We start from the raw sequence: 17,287 nt of genomic DNA, 5'->3' as shown, positions 1-17,287 counted from the left end.
AATTCATGGCCAGACGTGGACGTGGGCGTGGTCGTCGGGAATTAAAGTCCGAAATTAACATCGTTCCTCTGCTAGACGTACTGTTGGTGCTGTTGCTAATTTTCATGGCAACGGCTCCTATTATTACGCAAAGCGTTGAGGTTGATTTACCGGATGCGACAGATTCGCAAACGGTGAGCAGTAACGATGAACCGCCGGTCATTATTGAAGTGTCCGGGGTAGGGCAGTACAGCGTGGTGGTTGAGAAAGACCGTATGGACCAGTTGCCGTCTGAGCAGGTTGTTGCGGAAGCACAGCGTCGTTTGCAGGCAAATCCAAAAACGGTCTTTTTGATCGGTGGTGCTAAAGATGTTCCTTATGAGGAAATTATTAAGGCACTTAACCTACTGCATAGTGCAGGGGTGAAATCCGTCGGTCTGATGACGCAGCCAATCTGATCCATCTCGCTATATTTGGGAACCGATAGTGTCAAAGGCAACCATAGAAAACGATAAGCTCAAGCGCGCGATAATCGTCTCAGTGATCCTGCATATCCTCTTGATTGCAGTCCTGATTTGGAGTTCGTTTGACGAGCACATCGACGCCAGTGCTGGCGGCGGTGGAGGTTCGGCTATTGACGCGGTCATGGTCGACCCAGGTGCTGTTGTTCAGCAGTACAATCGCGAGCAACAACAGCAGGCGAGTAGCAAACGTGCGGCAGAGCAGCGCGAGAAACAAGCGCAACAACAGGCTGAAGAGCTTCAGGAAAAACAGGCTGCTGAACAACAGCGTCTGAAGCAGCTGGAGAAAGAACGCCTCGAAGCGCAGGAACAAGCGAAGCAACAAGCGGAGCAGCAGAAACAAGCGCAAGAAGCAGCTAAAGAAGCGCAAGAGCAACAGAAACAAGCAGAAGCCGCAGCGGCGAAAGCCAAAGCAGACGCAAAAGCTCAAGCTGATGCCCAGGCGAAGGCTGCGGAAGAAGCCGCGAAGAAAGCTGCTGCGGATGCGCAGAAGAAAGCAACTGAAGAGGCGGCTAAACAGGCCGCTGATGCAGAGAAGAAAGCCGCAGCCGTCGCTCTTGCTGCGGCTAAAAAAGCGCAACAAGAAGCTGAGAAGAAAGCTGCGGAAGAAGCCGCTAAGAAAGCTCAACAAGATGCTGAGAAGAAAGCGACTGCTGAAGCTGCTAAAAAAGCAGCTGCCGCAGAAAAGGCTGCTGCTGCGAAAGAGGCTGCGGCAGAAAAAGCAGCTTCTGATAAAGCCGCAGCTGATAAGGCTGCCGCTGCAAAAGCTGCCGCTGATAAAAAAGCGGCTGCAGATGCTAAGAAAAAAGCTGCTGCTGATAAAGCCGCGGCCGATAAGGCAGCAGCTGCAGGTGTTGACGATCTATTCGGCGATTTAAGCTCAGGTAAGAATGCGCCGAAATCTGGGGCAGGGGCGAAAGGTAATAGCGCAGCTGCCGCAGGGAAAGGGAATAATAAAAATAGTGGCGCTTCTGGTGCTGAAATCAATGGTTACGCAGGGCAGATAAAAGCAGCAATTGAGAGCAAGTTTTACCAGGACCCTGCCTTTAGCGGCAAGACCTGCTCATTGCGCATAAAACTAGCTCCTGATGGCCTGTTACTTGATATCAAATCAGAAGGCGGTGACCCGGCTCTTTGTCAGGCTGCCATCGCGGCAGCGCGTCTGGCGAAGATTCCGAAGCCGCCTAGCCAGGACGTTTATGAAGTTTTCAAAAACGCGCCTATCGACTTTAAGCCACAGTAAAATTTTCCTCGCGAAAGTGAGGAAAACTAACCAGGCTGTGTCACAGGGTTTTGGTAGTTTTGTGTATTTGAGTTTGTTAACATTCTGCTAAATTATCGTGGGCTTTGGGTCCAGATAAGGGAGATATGATGAAGCAGGCATTTCGAGTAGCTTTAAGTTTCTTAATGCTGTGGGCAGCAGTACTGCACGCAGAAGTTCGTATTGAAATCACCCAAGGGGTGGATTCAGCACGTCCAATTGGTGTGGCGCCATTCAAATGGGCAGGCCCAGGTGCAGCACCAGAAGATATCGGCGGCATCGTTGCTGCTGACTTACGTAACAGTGGTAAATTCAATCCATTGGATCGTTCACGTTTACCGCAGCAACCTGGCTCTGCTCAGGAAGTGCAACCGGCCGCGTGGACAGCTCTGGGTATTGATGCCGTTGTCGTCGGTCAGGTCACACCAAACGGTGATGGCAGCTATACCGTTGCGTACCAGTTGGTTGATACCTCTGGAGCGCCAGGTACTGTACTGGCACAGAACTCCTACAAAGTGAACAAACAATGGCTTCGTTATGCCGGTCATACCGCAAGCGATGAAGTGTTTGAGAAGCTGTCTGGTATCAAAGGCGCATTCCGTACGCGTATTGCTTACGTAGTGCAGACTAACGGCGGCCAGTTCCCGTATGAACTGCGTGTTTCTGATTACGATGGCTACAACCAGTTTGTTGTTCATCGTTCTCCGCAGCCGTTGATGTCACCAGCCTGGTCTCCTGATGGTAGCAAATTGGCTTACGTCACGTTTGAAAGTGGTCGCTCAGCGCTGGTTATCCAGACTCTGGCGAATGGCGCAGTGCGTCAGGTAGCTTCTTTCCCACGTCATAACGGTGCGCCAGCCTTCTCTCCAGACGGCAGCAAACTGGCGTTCGCATTGTCGAAAACCGGCAGTTTGAACCTGTATGTGATGGATATTGGTTCAGGCCAAATTCGTCAGGTGACTGATGGACGTAGCAACAACACCGAACCAACCTGGTTCCCGGATAGCCAGAACCTGGCTTACACCTCCGATCAGGCTGGTCGACCACAGATTTATAAAGTGAATGTTAATGGCGGTGCTCCACAACGTATTTCTTGGGAAGGTTCTCAGAACCAGGATTCCGATGTGAGTTCCGACGGCAAGTTTATGGTGATGGTGAGCTCCAATGGTGGGCAACAACATATCGCCAAACAGGATCTGGTAGCGGGTGGCGTACAAACATTGTCGTCAACGTTCCTGGATGAAACGCCAAGTCTGGCACCTAACGGCACGATGGTAATCTACAGCTCTTCTCAGGGGATGGGATCTGTGCTGAATCTGGTCTCAACAGATGGGCGTTTCAAAGCGCGTCTTCCGGCAACCGATGGTCAGGTTAAATTCCCTGCCTGGTCGCCGTATCTGTGATAATAAAATATTAAAGGATCAAAGAAATGCAACTGAACAAAGTGCTGAAAGGGCTGATGCTGGCACTGCCTGTAATGGCAATCGCTGCGTGTAGTTCTAACAAGAGCGCCAACAACGAGAGCGGCGAAGGTATGCTGGGCGCCGGCACTGGTATGGACGCTAACGGTAGCAATGGCAACATGTCATCTGAAGAACAGGCTCGCCTGCAGATGCAACAACTGCAACAGAACAACATCGTATACTTCGGTCTGGACAAATATGATGTGAGCTCTGAATTTGCTGCAATGCTGGATGCACACGCAAACTTCCTGCGTAGCAACCCATCTTACAAAGTGACCGTAGAAGGTCATGCGGACGAACGTGGTACCCCGGAATACAACATCTCCCTGGGTGAGCGTCGTGCTAGCGCTGTTAAGATGTACCTGCAAGGTAAAGGCGTTTCTGCAGACCAGATCTCCATCGTTTCTTACGGTAAAGAAAAACCAGCAGTTCTGGGTCATGACGAAGCGGCTTACGCTAAAAACCGTCGTGCCGTACTGGTTTACTAAGAGAACAGCATGAACAGTAACCTCAGACATCACTTGTTGAGTCTGTCGTTACTGGTTGGCATAGCGGCCCCTTGGGCCGCTACTGCTCAGGCGCCAATCAGTAGTGTCGGCTCAGGCTCGGTCGAAGACCGTGTCACTCAACTCGAGCGTATTTCTAACGCTCACAGTCAGCTTTTAACCCAACTCCAGCAGCAACTCTCTGATAACCAAAATGATATTGATTCCCTGCGTGGCCAAATTCAGGAAAGCCAATACCAATTGAATCAAGTTGTTGAGCGTCAGAAGCAAATTTTATTGCAGATTGACAGTCTCGGCAGTGGTGCTGCGGCAGGGCAAACAGCGGGTGCCGCTGATCAAGGTGCAGCAACTACCGCTGCACCGGATGCTGGTGCGGCGGCTAGCGCACCGGCAGCAGCTGCCCCTGCGCAGGGTGGTGACGCTAACAGTGACTACAATGCGGCTATTGCCATGGTGCAGGATAAGTCCCGTCAGGACGAAGCCATTGCAGCATTTCAAAGTTTCATTAAGCAGTACCCGGATTCAACCTATCAGCCAAATGCCAATTACTGGCTCGGTCAGTTGAATTACAACAAAGGTAAAAAGGATGATGCGGCGTTTTATTTTGCCTCCGTGGTGAAAAATTACCCAAAATCACCTAAAGCTCCAGATGCAATGTTTAAAGTCGGTGTGATCATGCAAGACAAAGGCGATACCGCCAAAGCGAAAGCTGTCTATCAACAAGTGATCAAACAGTTCCCAAATACCGATGGCGCAAAGCAGGCACAAAAACGTCTGAATGCGATGTAGTGTGTGCGGCCTGACCAGATATCGCTGCTTTTCTGGTCAAGCCGGACGAAACTCGAGCCATTAGGTGATCTTGATCGAAATTCTTGTTGCGTCAAAATCTTAAATCAGTAATATATGCCGCCGTTGCCAAGGGATATCAAACAAACCCGAAGTGACTCGAAATTGGGTCGTTAGCTCAGTTGGTAGAGCAGTTGACTTTTAATCAATTGGTCGCAGGTTCGAATCCTGCACGACCCACCAATTTCGAAGCTGTCAGTATTTGAAGAAGCAGTAAACCGCATTGCGGGGCGTTAGCTCAGTTGGTAGAGCAGTTGACTTTTAATCAATTGGTCGCAGGTTCGAATCCTGCACGCCCCACCAATTTCAATGCAGTCAGTGTTTGAAGAAGCAGTAAACCGCACAGCGGGTCGTTAGCTCAGTTGGTAGAGCAGTTGACTTTTAATCAATTGGTCGCAGGTTCGAATCCTGCACGACCCACCACTTTTAAAGTGGAACGCAGTAAGTGAATCGTGAAGGGTTTGAACCTGCAGCAGGTTCGAGTGGAGCGTAAGTGACACAGCGTTGCAAAGCAACGACCCGAAGGGTGAGGCCAAAGGCCGAATCATCCTGCACGACCCACCAATTTTTAAAGTAGTACCGAAGTTTGGGTGATTAGCTCAGTTGGTAGAGCACCTCCTTTACACGGAGGGGGTCGGCGGTTCGAGCCCGTCATCACCCACCATTTGGGTCGTTAGCTCAGTTGGTAGAGCAGTTGACTTTTAATCAATTGGTCGCAGGTTCGAATCCTGCACGACCCACCACTTTAAAAGTGGAATGCAGTAAGTTAATCGTGAAGGGTTTGAACCTACAGCAGGTTCGAGTGAAGCGTAAGCGACACAGCGTTGCAAAGCAACGACCCGAAGGGTGAGGCCAAAGGCCGAATCATCCTGCACGACCCACCAATGTAGAAAGGCGCCCTAAAGGCGCCTTTTTGCTATCTGTCATTCAGTATTGAAATTAAATTCCTCACGACAATCCAGTCATAATTCGCTATCTTGTTTAGCATACAAAACAACCTTAGCCGTTTCTGGTCGGTCTTCATCAGAAAAGTGCTAATTTGGTTAAGTCAGTCAAACGAGAAAGCACTATGAGCGTAATGTTCGATCCAGAAACAGCGATTTATCCATTCCCACCTAAACCACAGCCTTTGAGCTCGGACGAAAAGCAATTTTATCGCGAGAAAATCAAGCGTCTACTGAAAGAGCGGAATGCTGTGATGGTGGCTCACTACTATACCGACCCTGAAATCCAGGCTCTGGCAGAAGAGACGGGTGGCTGTATCTCTGATTCCCTCGAGATGGCACGCTTTGGGGCAAATCATCCTGCAACCACGCTGTTGGTGGCAGGGGTTCGCTTCATGGGGGAAACGGCGAAAATCCTGAGCCCGGAAAAAACCATTCTGATGCCCACTCTGCACGCAGAATGTTCTTTGGATCTCGGTTGCCCAATTGAAGAATTTAACGCCTTCTGCGATCAACACCCCGACCGCACGGTGGTCGTCTATGCTAATACTTCTGCAGCGGTAAAAGCGCGCGCTGATTGGGTTGTGACTTCCAGTATTGCGGTTGAATTAATTGAACATCTCGACAGTCTTGGCGAGAAAATCATTTGGGCGCCTGATAAGCACCTTGGCAGTTATGTACAAAAGCAAACAGGCGCAGATGTATTGTGCTGGCAGGGCGCATGTATTGTGCATGACGAATTTAAAACTCAGGCGTTAACGCGCATGAAAGCGCTCTATCCGGATGCCGCAGTTCTGGTACACCCTGAATCGCCGCAAGCCGTAGTAGATTTGGCAGATGCTGTCGGCTCAACCAGCCAGCTGATTGCGGCGGCGCAAACGTTGCCGAATAAACAACTGATTGTGGCGACCGATCGCGGCATTTTCTACAAGATGCAGCAGGCGTGTCCGGATAAAGAATTGTTTGAAGCACCGACGGCGGGCGAAGGTGCCACTTGCCGCACCTGTGCTCATTGTCCGTGGATGGCGATGAACGGCCTTAAAGCTATCGCTGAGGGACTGGAGCAGGGCGGAGAGGAGCATGAGATTCATGTTGATGCTGCACTGCGTGAGGGCGCGCTGGTGCCTTTAAATCGAATGCTCGATTTTGCAGCCGAGTTGCGACGCAATATTAAGGGTAACGCGTAAGTATTTTATCCCCGTTATGTTGGGTATACGTTCAGGAGCGAATATGGATTTTTTAAGCACACAGAACATTTTGGTACACATACCCATCGGGACTGGTGGATATGATTTATCGTGGATTGAAGCGATTGGTACCCTGGCGGGTTTACTGTGTATCTGGTTGGCGAGTTTAGAAAAAATCAGTAATTACGCGTTTGGTTTAATCAACGTCACGTTATTTGCGATTATTTTCTTCCAAATCCAGCTCTATGCGAGCCTTTTGCTTCAGCTGTTTTTCTTTGTGGCCAATATTTACGGTTGGTATGCATGGTCAAGGCAGACGAGCGACAATCAGGCCGCACTCCATATTCGTTGGTTACCTTTGCCCAAAGCATTTGCCTGGATTGCAATCTGTGTGGGTGCGATTGGGTTGATGACAGTGTTTATCGATCCCGTCTTTGCATTTCTGACCCGGGCAGCTGTTTCCGTGATGCAGGCACTGGGCCTGAATGTGACGATGCCGGAGCTTCAGCCCGATGCGTTCCCGTTCTGGGACTCCTGCATGATGGTGTTGTCGATTGTGGCGATGATATTGATGACTCGCAAATACGTCGAAAACTGGTTGCTGTGGGTTGTCGTTAACGTTATCAGCGTGGTGATTTTTGCCTTACAGGGAGTCTACGCAATGTCACTCGAATATTTGCTCCTCACGTTTATTGCGCTCAACGGTAGTCGCATGTGGATCAACAGTGCGCGTGAGCGTGGCTCACGCGCCTTGTCTTAATCAGTGATGATGATGAGCATGATCGTGGTGGTCATGCTCATTTAAATCACAATCCTGGCCGTGGCAAAGCTGATATTCCATTTGCACTGTGGCATGTTCAATCTGATATTCATCTTTTAGAAAATGGTGGATGCGTTCTAGCAGAGCGTCGTGATCGTGCGGTGGCACTACCTGGACATGCAGTGTCATTAGCGGTTTCTCGCCTACGAGCCAGATATGCACGTGATGAACGTTGCGGACTTCAGGAATCGTTCTAATCAGCTTGCGTTGCAAAACGGCAATATCAATGGCGTTAGGCGCGCCTTCGAGAAGTTCATTCACGCTCTCTTTGAGTAAATTCCACGCGCTGCGTAACACCAGACATGAAACCAGAATTGAAAGAATAGGGTCAATAGGTGTCCAGCCTGTCCACAAAATAATGAGCGCCGCGGCGATGGCACCCACTGAACCTAGCAAATCCCCTAGCACGTGCAGAGCCGCAGCACGCACGTTGATATTTTTTTCTTCATTTCCGCGATGCAATATCCAGAACGAAAACAGATTTGCCAGTAACCCTGCAAACGCAATGATCAGCATCGTCCAACCAGCGATAGGCTGCGGGTGATAAAAACGCACGATCGCTTCCCAGACAATCAAAACCGTAATCACTACCAGAGCAATGGCATTCACGAAGGCTGCAAGTGTGGTCAACCGGAGCCAGCCGAAAGTATGGCGGGCATTAGGTGGTCGACGAGCAAACTGCACCGCCATTAACGCGACCAACAAGGCTGCTGCATCAGTCAACATATGTCCGGCATCAGCAAGTAAGGCAAGCGACCCTGAAATCACCCCTCCGATGACTTCTGCCACCATAAATAGCGCCGTGACAATAAACGCCCAGAACAGGCGTTTGGAGTTGGAATTCTCTGAGGAATGTTGATGTGAATGCGCCATGGTTTCTCTGTTTTTGATAAGCAACAATGTGCTAATTATAACCACTAAAGCTGTTTAACTTATTGAATAAAACTCATAAAAAAGGAGAGCCTAAGCTCCCCCTGTTTTTTTACCGGGATGATTTTACTGTGACGTTCCATCCACTTTGGTATTCACGTCATCACCGCTACCGGTTTCAACTTTTTGGTTGGTGTCCGGGCACTTACCGTCTTTACACATCGAATTTTTATGAATTTCATCTTTGGTCATGCCATCGTGGGTCATACCACTATTGCTGGTTGAGCCATTTGGATGGAGCATAGTACCGCCGTCGTTGATATTGCTGTTATCAACACCTTTGGGCGCGATGTTCTGATTCGCATCAGGAGCGACCTGGCCTGCTTCAGCGCTTGCATTCGCCTGGCCGTTATTCATGCCGCTTGTTTCGGCAGACAAAGCTGCACCGCTGGCAAGGGTGAGTGTTGCTGTCAGGAATAAAGTCGTTAATTTGTTCATCATGATGCTCCTGTTATGGTCGTTATTGCTGGATAACTTCTTCCAACAGTGCATGGGTTTTATTCTGATTAAATTATTTCTATCGGCGATACTTGCCGACATTGAGTATCTAATCAGAATACAATTTTGCTAAATTGCAAATTTCTAGTGTTTACAATTAAAAATTGTAGTGGAAAACCGAGTTTTTACCATTTATTGACCGCTTTTAGGTCATTTCCAGGAATATTCCGCCTGAAGTGTAAAAGCCCGTTTACACTTCAGGCTTGAAGCGATAGATTGAAGGGATTGCAACTAAGCTAAATCTAAAGGCCATTCCCGGAAATATCATGAATTATCAGAACGACGACTTACGCATCAAAGAAATCAACGAACTTCTGCCTCCAGTAGCGCTGCTCGAAAAATTCCCTGCCACTGAAAATGCAGCCGCAACGGTAGCTGGCGCTCGCAAAGCGATTCATAAAATTCTGAAAGGAAATGATGATCGTCTGCTGGTTGTCATCGGCCCTTGCTCAATTCACGACGTCAAAGCGGCGAAAGAGTATGGTGCACGCTTGCTGACACTGCGTGAAGAACTGCAAGACGAGCTGGAAATCGTTATGCGTGTTTACTTTGAAAAACCACGCACGACAGTGGGCTGGAAAGGCCTTATCAACGATCCTCAAATGGATAACAGCTTCCAAATCAACGATGGCCTGCGCATTGCACGTAAGTTGTTGTTAGATATCAACGACTCCGGCCTTCCGGCTGCGGGCGAGTTCTTAGATATGATTACCCCGCAGTATCTGGCGGACTTGATGAGCTGGGGTGCCATTGGTGCACGTACTACAGAATCTCAGGTTCACCGTGAACTGGCATCAGGTTTGTCATGTCCGGTTGGTTTCAAAAATGGCACAGATGGCACAATGAAAGTGGCGATTGACGCAATCAACGCTGCTGGTGCGCCACACTGCTTCCTGTCTGTGACCAAATGGGGACACTCGGCCATCGTTAACACCAGCGGTAATGGCGACTGCCATATCATTCTGCGTGGCGGTAAAGAGCCAAACTACAGTGCAGCACACGTTGCTCAAGTTAAAACTGATCTGCAAAAAGCGGGGCTGCCTGCACAGGTCATGATCGACTTCAGTCATGCCAACAGCAGCAAGCAGTTCAAAAAGCAAATTGAAGTCTGTGCCGATGTTTGCCAGCAAATCTCGGGTGGCGATAAAGCCATTACCGGCGTGATGATTGAAAGTCACCTGGTTGAAGGCAATCAGAGCCTGGAAAGCGGCGAGCCGTTGGTTTACGGCAAGAGTGTTACCGATGCATGTATCGGTTGGGAAGACACTGAAACTGTGTTGCGCCAGCTGGCGGATGCCGTTAAAGCCCGTCGCGGATAATCTGCGCGTGGTGCCATAAAAAAAGGCGTGGTTTTTTACCACGCCTTTTTCACATCTTACGAATTACTTCGCTTTACCCTGGTTTGCTACCGCAGCGGCTTTTGCTGCGATTTCATCAGCATTACCCAGATAGTAGCGCTTCAACGGTTTGAAGTTCTCGTCGAACTCATACACCAATGGCACGCCAGTTGGGATATTCAGCTCAAGAATTTCTTCTTCGCTCAGGTTATCAAGGAATTTCACCAGCGCACGCAGGGAGTTACCGTGAGCCGCAACAATGACGCGCTCGCCGCTTTTCATGCGTGGCAGAATGGATTCGTTCCAGTAAGGGATAACGCGATCGATAGTCAGTGCCAGGCTTTCAGTTACCGGCAACTCTTTATCGGTCAGGCTTGCATAACGTGGGTCATGGCCTGGGAAACGTTCGTCATCACGAGTCAGCTCTGGAGGCGTGATCGCAAAGCCACGACGCCATTGTTTAACTTGCTCATCACCGTATTTTTCTGCGGTTTCTGCTTTGTTCAGACCCTGTAATGCACCGTAGTGACGCTCATTGAGCTTCCAGGATTTTTCAACCGGCAGCCAGGCCTGGTCCAGTTCATCGAGGATGTTCCACAGTGTATGGATGGCACGTTTCAGCACAGAAGTGTAAGCAAAGTCGAAGGAGTAGCCTTCGTCTTTCAGTAATTTACCTGCCGCTTTCGCTTCAGATTCACCTTTCTCAGACAGATCAACGTCATACCAACCGGTGAAACGGTTTTCGTTGTTCCACTGGCTTTCACCGTGACGAACCAGAACCAGCTTAGTAACAGCCATAGTTTACTCCTTAATAAGCCTGCGATTAATGATAACGATTATCATTATATTGCCGCAAAGGGGCGAGCGGCAATGCTAATCGTTTAACATAGCGAAAAAGAGTGCGGAGTGTAAGTTGGATGTGAACGGTTGTTATATTTTTGTCGCTAAATGGCGGGAAATCCAGCGATTCGAAGAAGAATCACCCTCCCTGGGGGAGGGTGGGGAACTTATAGCGGAATGAATTCGTATTCCGTAATACTCAGATATTCTTCATTAGGCTGTAACCAACAATCGGGTTGTGGCCATTCAGGATGATTTGGGCTGTCAGGCAGGAACTCGCTTTCCAGCGCCAGGCCTTGATATGCGCGGTAAGTCCCTTGCTCCCGAGCAGGCGTCCCATCCAGATAATTACCGCTGTAAAACTGTAATGCAGGTGCAGTCGTGTAGACCGTCATTTGCAGTTTATTATCGCTCGACCAGAGGTGTGCTGCCGGTTGGCTGGCATCGCCCTGTGCCTGCAACAAGAACGCATGATCGTAACCTTTCACCAGCACCTGATCGTTATCACTCAGGAAATCATCAGCGATGGTTTTCACCGTGCGGAAATCAAAACTGGTGCCTTCCACGTTCTTAAGCCCAGCCTGCGGAATGCCGTTGCTGTCGACGGGTAAATAGCTATCAGCCAGAAGTTGCAGACGATGCTGACGAATATCGTTTTGCTGACCATCAAGGTTGAAGTAGGCATGGTTGGTCAGATTCACCGGGCACGCTTTGCTGGTTTTGGCGCGAAACTCAACGGTGATGCAGTTATCTTCGGTGAGCGCATAGCGTGCCGTTGCACGTAGCTCGCCGGGATAACCCTGGTCGCCATCCTGGGAATCCAGGGTGTACAGCACTTCGTGTTCGTTCTGACGCACAATACGCCAGCGACGTTTGTCGAAGCCGTCAGGCCCACCATGTAGCTGATGTGCGCCCTGGTTAGCCGTCACGCTAACGGTTACGCCATCGCGGCTAAACGTGCTGTTTGCAATCCTGTTGGCATAGCGCCCAACCGTTGCTCCCAGATAAGCCGACTGCTTTAAATAATCTTCCGGTGTTTCACAACCGAGCAACGTTTCGCGCACGGAACCGTCTTTCATCGGCACACGACATGACAGCAAAGTCGCGCCCCAGTCCATGACCGAGACCACTAATCCCGCACTATTGCGCAGGGTGGAGATGCGGAATGGCTGCCCGTCAGGAGCGAGCTGTGGCGTTTCTTTTAGCATTGACCCGCGCCCTCCGAAGCTTTGCAGACATAAAAGGTTTCTTTGATACCCGTTTTCGCTTCGTACTGTTTTGCGACGGCTTGTTGCACCGCTGGAACCAAATCTTCCGGGATCAGCGCAACAATACAGCCACCGAAACCGCCGCCGGTCATACGTACACCGCCTTTATCGCCTATAGTGGCTTTGACGATTTCAACTAACGTGTCGATTTGCGGTACGGTAATTTCGAAATCGTCGCGCATAGAAGCGTGAGATTCAGCCATTAGCTCGCCCATACGGTGAAGATCGCCTTTTGCCAGTGCATCAGCGGCTTCAACGGTGCGGATATTTTCGGTCAGTACGTGGCGCACACGCTTAGCGACGATAGGGTCAAGTTCATGGGCTACAGCGTTGAATTTGGACAATTCCACATCACGCAACGCTTTCTGAGTAAAGAAGCGCGCGCCGGTTTCGCATTGCTGACGGCGGGTGTTGTATTCGCTGCCCACCAGCGTGCGTTTGAAGTTACTGTTGATGATGACAACGGCCACGCCTTTTGGCATTGAAACCGCTTTGGTGCCAAGCGTGCGGCAATCGATCAGCAGCGCGTGATCTTTTTTGCCTAACGCGGAGATCAGCTGATCCATGATCCCACAGTTACAGCCAACAAACTGGTTCTCTGCTTCCTGGCCATTTAACGCAATTTGTGAACCATCAAGTGACAGGTGATAAAGCTTCTGGAACACCGTACCCACAGCCACTTCAAGAGATGCCGATGAGCTAAGTCCCGCACCTTGTGGCACGTTACCGCTGATCACCAAATCAGCGCCGCCAAAGTTTTTATCACGCTTTTGTAGATGTTTAACCACACCGCGAACATAGTTGGACCACTGTTGCGTGTCATGGCTCAGAATCGGTTTATCGAGAGAAAACTCATCGGTTTGGTTGTCGTAATCGGCTGCGATCACGCGCACCATGCGGTCGTCACGTTTTGCACAACTGATAACGGTTTGGTAGTCGATCGCACAAGGCAGCACAAAACCGTCGTTATAATCGGTGTGTTCGCCAATCAGGTTAACGCGGCCCGGAGCCTGAATCGCATGGGTCGCCGGATAACCAAATTTTTCGGCGAAGATGTGTTGGGTATTATCTTTCAGACTCATTTTTTATTCTCCGGATTGGCGAAAGTGGATATCGGAAACGGCACGCAAGCGTTCTGCGGCTTGCTCTGCGGTTAAATCACGTTGGGTTTCAGCCAGCATTTCGTAGCCGACCATAAATTTACGCACTGTTGCGCTACGCAGCAGCGGTGGATAGAAGTGAGCATGCAACTGCCAGTGGCCATTTTCCTCGTCGTTAAACGGAGCGCCGTGCCAGCCCATGGAATAGGGGAATGAGCACTGGAAAAGGTTGTCGTAACGGCTGGTCAGTTTTTTCAGCGCGAGCGCTAAATCACTGCTTTGTTCGGCACTTAAGTCGGTGATGCGCAGGATATGCGTTTTTGGTAACAGCAAGGTTTCGAACGGCCAGGCGGCCCAATAAGGCACCACGGCAATCCAGTGTTCCGTTTCGACCACCGTACGGCTACCGTCTTTCAACTCGCGCTGCGCGTAATCGACCAGCATCGGCGAGCCATTTTTGGCAAAGTATTCGCGTTGCAACACATCTTCACGCGCCACTTCATTTGGCAGGAAGCTGTTTGCCCAAACCTGGCCGTGGGGATGCGGGTTGGAGCAGCCCATAGCCGCACCCTTATTCTCAAAAACCTGTACCCACGGATAGGTTTTTCCTAAATCCGCTGTCTGTTCTTGCCAGGTTTTTACCACTTCTTCCAGCGCAGTCACTGAAAGCTGTGGCAATGTTTTACTGTGATCTGGTGAGAAACAGATAACCCGGCTGGTGCCGCGTGCGCTTTCACAACGTAATAGCGGATCGCTGCTTTCTGGTGCATCGGGGGTATCCGTCATCAATGCAGCAAAATCATTAGTAAAAACAAATGTGCCGGTATATTGCGGATTTTTATCGCCGGTGACACGCGTATTGCCAGGACACAAGAAACAATCCGGATCGTGATCGGGTAATGTTTCATTTGATGGCGTTTCCTGCGCCCCTTGCCATGGGCGCTTAGCGCGATGCGGGGACACCAGAATCCATTGTCCGGTCAGTGGGTTATAGCGGCGATGTGGATGATCCACCGGGTTAAACTGCTCCATCACATTTCCTTAGTCTGGATAACCTTGAGGATGGCGAGACTGCCAGCGCCAGGTATCATCTGCCATTTCTTGCAGAGTCCGGCTGACACGCCAGTTAAGTTCTTGATCGGCTTTGGTGGCATCAGCCCAATAAGCGGGAAGGTCACCATCACGACGCGGCGCGAAGTGATAATTCACCGGTTTACCGCAAGCGGTGCTGAAGGCGTTGATCACGTCCAGCACGCTGCTGCCGATACCGGCGCCGAGGTTGTAAATATGCACGCCTGGTTTACCTTGCAGCGTTTGCATTGCTGCAACGTGGCCATCGGCGAGATCCATCACGTGAATATAGTCGCGCACGCCGGTACCGTCTTCGGTTGGATAATCGTTACCAAAGACGGCCAGTGAATCACGACGCCCAACGGCAACCTGCGCGATGTAAGGCATCAGGTTGTTTGGAATGCCTTGCGGATCTTCCCCCATATCCCCTGATGGATGCGCACCCACCGGGTTGAAGTAACGCAGCAGGGCCACGCTCCAGTTCGGCTGGGCTTTTTGCAGGTCAGCCAGAATCTGTTCAACCATTAACTTACTGCGGCCATAAGGGCTTGCAGGTGTGCCGGTTGGGAAGCTTTCAACGTAAGGGATTTGTGGTTGATCGCCATAAACCGTGGCGGAAGAGCTGAAGATGAAGTTGGTGACATTGGCTGCGCGCATGGCAGAAATCAGACGCAATGTGCCGGTCACGTTGTTGTCGTAGTATTCCAGCGGTTTGCTAACCGATTCGCCAACGGCTTTCAGCCCGGCAAAATGAATAACGGCATCAATCTGGTGATCGTGGAAAATTTCAGCCAGCAGCGCTTCATCGCGAATATCGCCATCGATGAACAGAGGATGCTTACCACCCAGACGTTCAATCACTGGCAGAACGCTACGCTTGCTGTTGCACAAATTATCCAGAATGACGACATCGTGGCCATTTTGTAGCAGTTGCACGCAGGTATGACTGCCAATGTAACCGCTACCACCTGTTACCAATACTCTCATTTTTCGCTCCATTACGCGTATGGTATGTAATAAACATAGCATAACAGAGATGTCAAAAGTGTGACATGTGCTAAATTAGTGGAATCGCTTACACTAATGTTTTAAACACAATCCCCTTCGGAGAAAATGATTATAAAACAAAGAGTCACTACCATGATGCTGCGGGTTGTCTGAAATTAGGGCGGATAAGCGAAACCGCTCTCCGCCTTGTAAGGAAGGGGTGTTATCGTGCAGGCGACACGTCTTCAATCTGATAGCGGTACATCTCGCCATCGGCGACGAAGGTCAGTCGTTTAGTGATGCACTCCGGCGCATCTTCAGCATGGTGAGAGACAAACAGTAACTGGGTTTCTCCTTCACCAATCAAAATATCAATGAAGCGGCGTACTAGCTGGCGATTCAACGGATCCAGACCTTGCAGCGGTTCATCCAGAATCAGCAGGGTTGGGTGTTTAACCAATGCACGTGCAATAAGCGCGAGACGTTGTTGGCCCCATGAAAGGCTATGGAACGGCGCATCGGCGATGGCGTTGTCCATACCGAGCATGTTCAGCCATTGGCGAGCCAGTTTTTGCTGGCGGTCAGATACGGCCTGATAAATCCCAATCGAGTCAAAATAGCCGGAAAGAACCACATTTCGTACCGTGGTGCTGACGCGGTAATCCAGATGCAAATTACTGCTCACGTAACCGATATGCTTTTTGATATCCCAAATGGTTTCGCCGCTGCCACGACGACGGCCAAATAGCGTCAGATCGTTGCTATAGCCTTGCGGATGATCGCCAGTAACCAGACTGAGTAATGTCGATTTACCTGCGCCGTTTGGACCCACGATTTGCCAGTGCTCGCCGGGATTTACCGTCCAGGAGAGCTTATGCAGAATAGGGCGGTCGTTATATTCCACGACACCATCACGCAGAATGATACGCGGCTGGTTTTCTGGAAGTGTATAGCGCGCACTTGGGTCGTCTGCTTCAGGCAGCGCCACGCCCGCCAGTTTTTCGCTGTGAGCCAGTTGTGCAATCAGCGCCTGATCGAGCAATGTTTGTTTCTCACCAACTTCAATCAGCGCGCAATCGGCCAGCACGCCTGCGTGTTGTACAAAGTCCGGAATTTCATCGAAGCGGTTAAGCACCAATATCACGGTGTAACCCTGCATGCTCAGCTCGCCCAATAACCTGGCGAGTTGCTCACGAGATTTCACATCCAACCCGTCAAACGGCTCATCAAAAATGAGCAAATCAGGCTGTGGCATAAGCGCCTGACAGAGCAGCGCTTTGCGAGTTTCACCTGTTGAAAGGTATTTAAAGCGGCGGGTTAATAAGGGTGTGATACCAAAAAGCTCAGCTAATTGCTGACAGCGGGCTGTATCTTTGACTTCTTCCTGAATGATTTCCGCTGTGGTACGGCCGGTATCGTCTTCGTCAGGGCTCAATAAATCGGTGTTATTACGCTGCCATTCATCACTGACCAACTTTTGCAGTTGCTCAAATGAAAGGTGGGCAACGCGTGTAAACGTGCATTGGCGCTCACCTTTTTGCAGAGGTAGAGATCCTGCGAGTGCGCGGGCAAGCGCGGATTTTCCGCTGCCGTTCACACCCACAAACGCCCAGCTTTCACCGGCGTTAATGGTTAAATCATTGAGGTTTAGAGTTCGGATGTCGCTTAGGTGAAATATACCTTGCGAGATGTGCAACACAGACATGTTTTATCCCATGTTTTGCAGTGA

16 protein-coding genes, 5 tRNA genes and 2 other RNA genes are annotated in these 17,287 nt (G+C 50.2%); 15 read left to right on the top strand and 8 right to left on the bottom strand.

Annotation, left to right across the window (positions count from 1 at the left end):
- Positions 1-5 precede the first annotated feature (5 nt).
- The 14 genes from tolR to pnuC all read left to right on the top strand — a co-directional run bounded on the left by tolR (position 6) and on the right by pnuC (position 7,467).
- The gene (tolR, locus tag BSPA111_RS04555) at positions 6-437 is read left to right on the top strand and encodes a colicin uptake protein TolR (RefSeq protein WP_064544880.1); all 432 of its coding nucleotides are present in this window, start codon (positions 6-8) and stop codon (positions 435-437) included.
- Between the two features lie 28 nt (positions 438-465).
- On the top strand, positions 466-1,743 hold the full coding sequence (gene tolA, locus BSPA111_RS04550; RefSeq protein WP_183269982.1) for a cell envelope integrity protein TolA: 1,278 nt from the start codon (positions 466-468) through the stop codon (positions 1,741-1,743).
- 128 nt (positions 1,744-1,871) lie between these two features.
- Positions 1,872-3,164, top strand: coding sequence for a Tol-Pal system beta propeller repeat protein TolB (gene tolB, locus BSPA111_RS04545; protein ID WP_064544885.1), 1,293 nt, complete (start codon positions 1,872-1,874; stop codon positions 3,162-3,164).
- A gap of 26 nt (positions 3,165-3,190) precedes the next feature.
- The gene (gene pal, locus BSPA111_RS04540) at positions 3,191-3,712 is read left to right on the top strand and encodes a peptidoglycan-associated lipoprotein Pal (RefSeq protein ID WP_064544887.1); all 522 of its coding nucleotides are present in this window, start codon (positions 3,191-3,193) and stop codon (positions 3,710-3,712) included.
- Between the two features lie 9 nt (positions 3,713-3,721).
- Positions 3,722-4,519, top strand: a complete 798-nt coding sequence (cpoB, locus tag BSPA111_RS04535; RefSeq protein WP_183269981.1) for a cell division protein CpoB — start codon at positions 3,722-3,724, stop codon at positions 4,517-4,519.
- A gap of 164 nt (positions 4,520-4,683) precedes the next feature.
- A tRNA-Lys gene (locus BSPA111_RS04530) sits at positions 4,684-4,759 on the top strand.
- A gap of 44 nt (positions 4,760-4,803) precedes the next feature.
- Positions 4,804-4,879 (top strand) — tRNA-Lys (locus BSPA111_RS04525).
- Between the two features lie 44 nt (positions 4,880-4,923).
- Positions 4,924-4,999: transfer RNA gene (locus tag BSPA111_RS04520), tRNA-Lys, on the top strand.
- Between the two features lie 15 nt (positions 5,000-5,014).
- Positions 5,015-5,140, top strand: a non-coding RNA gene (locus tag BSPA111_RS04515) — RtT sRNA.
- Between the two features lie 24 nt (positions 5,141-5,164).
- A tRNA-Val gene (locus tag BSPA111_RS04510) sits at positions 5,165-5,240 on the top strand.
- A 3-nt stretch (positions 5,241-5,243) separates the two neighbouring features.
- Positions 5,244-5,319: transfer RNA gene (locus tag BSPA111_RS04505), tRNA-Lys, on the top strand.
- Between the two features lie 15 nt (positions 5,320-5,334).
- A non-coding RNA gene (locus BSPA111_RS04500) (RtT sRNA) lies at positions 5,335-5,460 on the top strand.
- 185 nt (positions 5,461-5,645) lie between these two features.
- Entirely contained in the window at positions 5,646-6,707 is a 1,062-nt protein-coding gene (gene nadA / locus BSPA111_RS04495) for a quinolinate synthase NadA (protein ID WP_183269980.1), read from the top strand.
- 43 nt (positions 6,708-6,750) lie between these two features.
- The gene (pnuC, locus tag BSPA111_RS04490) at positions 6,751-7,467 is read left to right on the top strand and encodes a nicotinamide riboside transporter PnuC (RefSeq protein ID WP_183269979.1); all 717 of its coding nucleotides are present in this window, start codon (positions 6,751-6,753) and stop codon (positions 7,465-7,467) included.
- Here pnuC and zitB read toward each other — a convergent pair whose 3' ends face one another.
- Both zitB and BSPA111_RS04480 read right to left on the bottom strand, forming a co-directional pair.
- A complete protein-coding gene (zitB, locus tag BSPA111_RS04485) occupies positions 7,468-8,400 on the bottom strand; it encodes a CDF family zinc transporter ZitB (RefSeq protein ID WP_183269978.1) in 933 nt (310 codons plus the stop codon).
- Positions 8,401-8,523: 123 nt separating this feature from the next.
- The gene (locus tag BSPA111_RS04480) at positions 8,524-8,901 is read right to left on the bottom strand and encodes a YbgS-like family protein (protein ID WP_183270291.1); all 378 of its coding nucleotides are present in this window, start codon (positions 8,899-8,901) and stop codon (positions 8,524-8,526) included.
- A gap of 320 nt (positions 8,902-9,221) precedes the next feature.
- Between BSPA111_RS04480 and aroG the strand changes: the two genes are divergently transcribed.
- Complete coding sequence (aroG, locus tag BSPA111_RS04475; RefSeq protein WP_183269977.1) at positions 9,222-10,274, top strand: 3-deoxy-7-phosphoheptulonate synthase AroG; 1,053 nt, start codon at positions 9,222-9,224, stop codon at positions 10,272-10,274.
- 63 nt (positions 10,275-10,337) lie between these two features.
- On the opposite strand, the gene gpmA is transcribed toward aroG, so the two are convergent.
- The 6 genes from gpmA to modF all read right to left on the bottom strand — a co-directional run bounded on the left by gpmA (position 10,338) and on the right by modF (position 17,263).
- Entirely contained in the window at positions 10,338-11,090 is a 753-nt protein-coding gene (gene gpmA, locus BSPA111_RS04470) for a 2,3-diphosphoglycerate-dependent phosphoglycerate mutase (RefSeq protein ID WP_183269976.1), read from the bottom strand.
- A 209-nt stretch (positions 11,091-11,299) separates the two neighbouring features.
- The gene (galM, locus tag BSPA111_RS04465; RefSeq protein ID WP_183269975.1) at positions 11,300-12,340 is read right to left on the bottom strand and encodes a galactose-1-epimerase; all 1,041 of its coding nucleotides are present in this window, start codon (positions 12,338-12,340) and stop codon (positions 11,300-11,302) included.
- Positions 12,334-13,482 (bottom strand): galactokinase, encoded by a 1,149-nt coding sequence (gene galK / locus BSPA111_RS04460; protein ID WP_183269974.1) that lies wholly within the window; start codon positions 13,480-13,482, stop codon positions 12,334-12,336. Before galK ends, galM begins: the two co-directional genes overlap by 7 nt.
- A gap of 3 nt (positions 13,483-13,485) precedes the next feature.
- Positions 13,486-14,532: a galactose-1-phosphate uridylyltransferase gene (gene galT, locus BSPA111_RS04455; protein WP_183269973.1), complete on the bottom strand. Its 1,047-nt coding sequence runs from the start codon at positions 14,530-14,532 to the stop codon at positions 13,486-13,488.
- Positions 14,533-14,541: 9 nt separating this feature from the next.
- Positions 14,542-15,558, bottom strand: coding sequence for a UDP-glucose 4-epimerase GalE (gene galE / locus BSPA111_RS04450; RefSeq protein ID WP_183269972.1), 1,017 nt, complete (start codon positions 15,556-15,558; stop codon positions 14,542-14,544).
- A 223-nt stretch (positions 15,559-15,781) separates the two neighbouring features.
- The gene (gene modF / locus BSPA111_RS04445; protein ID WP_183269971.1) at positions 15,782-17,263 is read right to left on the bottom strand and encodes a molybdate ABC transporter ATP-binding protein ModF; all 1,482 of its coding nucleotides are present in this window, start codon (positions 17,261-17,263) and stop codon (positions 15,782-15,784) included.
- Between the last annotated feature and the right edge of the window lie 24 nt (positions 17,264-17,287).

It is taken from the genome of Buttiauxella sp. A111 (assembly GCF_014189855.1).
GTDB classification, from domain to species: Bacteria; Pseudomonadota; Gammaproteobacteria; order Enterobacterales; family Enterobacteriaceae; genus Buttiauxella; species Buttiauxella selenatireducens.
This window is presented reverse-complemented; position numbering and strand designations above follow the sequence as displayed.